This window comes from Pengzhenrongella sp. (genome assembly GCF_036565025.1).
GTDB lineage: Bacteria > Actinomycetota > Actinomycetes > Actinomycetales > Cellulomonadaceae > Pengzhenrongella.
In genome coordinates, this window is record NZ_DATCNW010000319.1 from 1 (window position 1) to 4,209 (window position 4,209).

Sequence of the window (4,209 nt, forward strand, 5' to 3'; positions counted from 1 at the left end):
GTCAGCCCGAGCGCGGTCCCTGGTGCGCGCTCGGGCTGACACTCGGACTGCCCGGAAAGTTGTCAGCGGTAGCGCGGGGTATGGGGCGCGCTGGGGCTGACACGTCGGGGGGAGGGGCGGGTTATGGGAGGAGGGAGCGGACGGCTGCCTCGACGCCGCGGAGCTCGGCGAGGCCCTTGAGGCGGCCGATCAGGGAGTAGCCGGGGTTGGACTCGCGGTGCTGGTCGTCCAGGAGCTGGTGGCCGTGGTCGGGGCGCAGCGGGATCCGCGGCCCGCCGTCGCGCTCCCGACGGCGTTCCTCCGTCACCAGCGCCGCGATCACGGCGACCATGTCGACGTCGCCGCCGACGTGCGGCCCCTCGTGGAAGCTCGCCGGGGCCTCCTCGCGCACCGTGGACCGCAGGTGCGCGAAGTAGATCCGCGACGCGAACGCGGTCGCCATCGCGACCAGGTCGTTGTCGGCGCGCACCCCGTAGGAGCCCGTGCAGAACGTCAGTCCGTTGGCGACGCTCGGCGCGGCGTCGAGCAGCCATTGCGCGTCGGCCTGGGTGGACACCACGCGCGGCAGCCCCAGCAGCGGGCGCGGCGGGTCGTCGGGGTGGATCGCCATCCGCAGGCCGACCTCGTGGGCGACCGGGGTGATCGCGCGCAGGAAGTACCCGAGGTTCTCCCGCAGCGCGGCCGCGTCGATGTCCGCGTAGGTCGCGAGCATCGCGCGCAGTGACTCGAGGGTGTACCGCTCCTCCGACCCCGGCAGCCCCGCGATGATGTTCGCCGCCAGCAGGTCCCGACCGGCTTGCGACAGGTTGTCGTAATACTGGCGGGCTCGGGCGATCCCCGCGTCGTCGTACTCCGCCTCGGCGCCCGGGCGGGCCAGGATGAACAGGTCGAACGCCGCGAACGCGTCCTGGTCGAACCGCAGCGCCCAGCCGCCGTCGGGCAGGACGAAACGCAGGTCGGTGCGCGTCCAGTCCAGGATCGGCATGAAGTTGTAGCAGACGACGTCGATCCCGTTCGCGGCGAGGTTGCGCAGGGACTCGCAGTACGCCGCGATCCACTCGTCGCGGCGCGCGCCACCACGCTTGATGTCCTCGTGCACCGGCACGCTCTCGACGACGGACCAGGTGAGCCCGGACGCCTCGATGAGCTTCTTGCGCTCGGCGATCAGCTCCGTGGGCCACGCCACCCCGTTCGGGAGCTCGTGCAGCGCCGTCACGATCCCCGTCGCGCCGGTCTGCTTGATGTCGGCCAACGTGATCGGGTCGGCCGGGCCGAACCACCGCCAGGTGTGTTCCATCGGGAGTCTCCTAGGTCGCAGGTACGGGTCGTGGTTCGGGGGGTGTGGTCGGTGGGGAGGCCTGCCCGATGACGGCCTGTGCCGCGGCGATGTGCGCGTGCGCGGTGGCCAGCGCGAGGTCGCGGTCGCCGGTCTCGATAGCGAGGACCAGGGCCTCGTGCTCGCGTCGCGTCCGCTCGGGGATGGCGTCCTGGGTCACGACCCGCCACATCGTGCGCGACGCGCTGCCGTAGGTGAGCGCCTGGCTCACCGCGATCAGGATCGAGTTGCCGCTCACACCCAGGATCGCCTGATGGAACTCGGAGTCCAGGCGGGCGTACTGCGCCGGGTCCGTCGTCTCCTCCATCGTCTCGAAGAGGGCCCGGATCGCGGTCTTCTCGTCCGCCGTCGCACGTTCGGTGGCCAGCGCGCAGGCGGCGGGCTCGACGACCCGGCGGAACTCGACCAGCTCGACGGCGGAGTCCACCGCGAGGAACGGGTTGATGAAGTCGAGCCCTCGCATCAGGTCCCGTGGCCGCAGGGAGGTGACGTAGGTGCCGGAGCCGTGCTTGCTCGCGAGCACCCCGACCAGCTCGAGCGCCCGGATCGCCTCACGGAGCGCGCTGCGCGAGACCCCGAGCTCGACGGCCAGCTCGATCTCCCGCGGCAACCGCGAGTTCGCGGGAAACTGGCCGCTGGAGATTCGGTCGCGAATCAGCGCGAGAGCGGTCTGGGAGGCGGTGCCGCCGGACCCGGCCGGTTCAGCCATCACTAAGCCTCGTCGCTAATAGGTTGGACCTCTTTGGGTTCGCGAGACACGGTGGCAGGGGTGGGCAGTGGATGTCAAGCGCAACCGCCTGGCAAGTCGGTGAGCACGGGCCGCTGAATCGGGAGCGCTGGTCCGACTGCTTCGCGGAGAGGTCACACCTCTGGGCGCAGGACCTTCTGGCCCGTTCAGGCCCCCGAGCGGCCTCGCACAGCGAACTCCCGCGCGATCCGGGCGCGGTCCGCACCACCGCCCAACAGGACCCACAGCAGCAGCCTGGCCTTGCGGGCGCTCAGCGCCCCGGCCATGATCACGCCGCGCGCCAGCAGGTCGACCTCGGCGCCCGGGTAGCCGTAGGTCGACGTCGCCGTCCGGCCGGCCCCCGTGCGGGTCGCCACGACGACCGGTACGCGCGGCACGACGTCGCCGATGACGTCGGCCGCGAGTGCCGAGACGTGCCCGGCACCGGAGCCGGCGACCACGACGCCGTCGAACCCGCCGTCGACCGCGAGGCGCACCAGCTCGCCGTCGCCGCCGAGGGTTGCCTCCATCAGGGCGACGCGGTGGTCGCGCGAGATCGGCACGTCGAGGGGTTCGGGACGCGGGTCGGCGGGGAGGTAGTCCAGGAGCACCCTGCCCTCCTCGATCCGGCCGATCGGCGCACCCCAGGGGGAGGCGAACGTGGAGACACTCATCGCATGGCTCTTGGTCACCCGGTCCGCGAGGTGCACGGCGTGGTCCATCACGAGCAGCACTCCCAGGCCCCGCAGCCGCGAGGACGTGGCCGCGACGACGGCGGCCAGCAGGTTGGCGGGACCGTCCGCGCCGGGCTCGTCCGCCGAGCGCATCGCGCCGGTGAGGATGAGCGGCTCGGGTCGCCGCCACAGCAGGTCCAGCAGGTAGGCCGTCTCCTCCATGGTGTCCGTCCCGTGCGTGAGCACGATGCCGGTGGCGCCGCGCGCCACCTCGGCGTCGGCCCAGTCCAGGGCCTCGAGCACATGGTCGAAGGTGACTGACGGCGAGCCGACGTTGCACACGGTGTGCGCGCGGATCTCGGCCACGTCCTGCAGGCCGGGGATCGCTGCGACGAGCTCCTCGGCGCCGATCCCGGGCGACACCGGCCGGCCGGCGACGGCGGGGCGCATCGCGATCGTGCCGCCCAGCGCGCCGACGGCGATCATTGGCTTTTTCATGACCCGAAGTTTATGCAGCGCCCCTACCGTGGCCCTGTGATGGTGCCCCGCTCGCCCGACGACCGGTCCACGCAGGTGGTCGCCGAGCGCCTGACCGCCCAGCTGCTCGCCGGTCCCCCGGCCCGCAGCCCGGTCGACGTCGTGCGCCGGCTGCTGGCCGTGCAGGGTCAGGATGCGCGCGGCGCGCGACTGAGCGTGCGCGCCCGCTCGACCGGCCTCACCGCCGACGACGTCGACCGCGCCCTGACCGACCGGGCCCTGGTGATCACCTGGCTGAACCGCGGCACCCTGCACCTGGTCGCGGCCGAGGACTACTGGTGGCTGCACGCGCTCACCACGCCGCAGCTCGTCACCGCGAACGCGCGACGCCTCGGGCAGGAGGGTGTCAGCCCGGATCAGACCGATCGCGGGGTGGCGGTGATCCGCGCCGCCGTGCGGGCCGACGGACCGCAGTCGCGCGCCCAGCTCAAGGCCCGGCTCGAGGCCGCCGGGGTGCCGACCCGCGGGCAGGCACTCGTGCACGTGCTGTTCGCCGCATCCCTGCGCGGCCACGTGCTGCGCGGCCCGATGCACGACGGCGAGCACGCGTTCGTCGAGGTGCGGGGCTGGCTCGGCGAGCCCCCGGCACCCCTCCCCCGGGAGGAGGCCCTGGCCCGGCTGGCCCGCCGGTACCTGGCCGGGCACGGGCCGGCGGACGCGCGGGACCTGTCCAAATGGGCCGGCATCACGCTCGCCGACGCCCGGCGCGGGGTCGGCGCGATCGGCGCCGACCTCAGGGATCGGGGCGACGGGCTCCTGGACCTGACGGACCGCACGCCGCCGTCGGCCCTGCCCGGACCACGCCTGCTCGGTCCGTTCGACCCGCTGCTGCTCGGCTGGGTCTCGCGCGAGCCGTTCGTCGGTGCCCACCGGGGGGTCGCGACGACGAACGGCGTGATCCGGCCGGTGGCGCTGGCGGGCGGACGCGTGGTGGC

The 4,209-nt window shown here is 73.3% G+C and carries 4 protein-coding genes; 1 reads left to right on the plus strand and 3 read right to left on the minus strand.

The window, feature by feature from the left end; genetic code table 11:
• Positions 1–121 precede the first annotated feature (121 nt).
• The 3 genes from uxuA to VIM26_RS18515 form a co-directional block, all read right to left on the minus strand.
• Entirely contained in the window at positions 122–1,297 is a 1,176-nt protein-coding gene (uxuA, locus tag VIM26_RS18505; RefSeq protein ID WP_331953943.1) for a mannonate dehydratase, read from the minus strand.
• A 10-nt stretch (positions 1,298–1,307) separates the two neighbouring features.
• Complete coding sequence (locus VIM26_RS18510; protein ID WP_331953945.1) at positions 1,308–2,045, minus strand: FadR/GntR family transcriptional regulator; 738 nt, start codon at positions 2,043–2,045, stop codon at positions 1,308–1,310.
• A gap of 185 nt (positions 2,046–2,230) precedes the next feature.
• Positions 2,231–3,235 (minus strand): asparaginase, encoded by a 1,005-nt coding sequence (locus tag VIM26_RS18515; RefSeq protein WP_331953947.1) that lies wholly within the window; start codon positions 3,233–3,235, stop codon positions 2,231–2,233.
• Between the two features lie 39 nt (positions 3,236–3,274).
• On the opposite strand from VIM26_RS18515, the gene VIM26_RS18520 reads away from it, so the two are divergent.
• Positions 3,275–4,209: winged helix DNA-binding domain-containing protein (locus tag VIM26_RS18520; protein WP_331953949.1), on the plus strand; the 935-nt coding region annotated here is incomplete at its 3' end.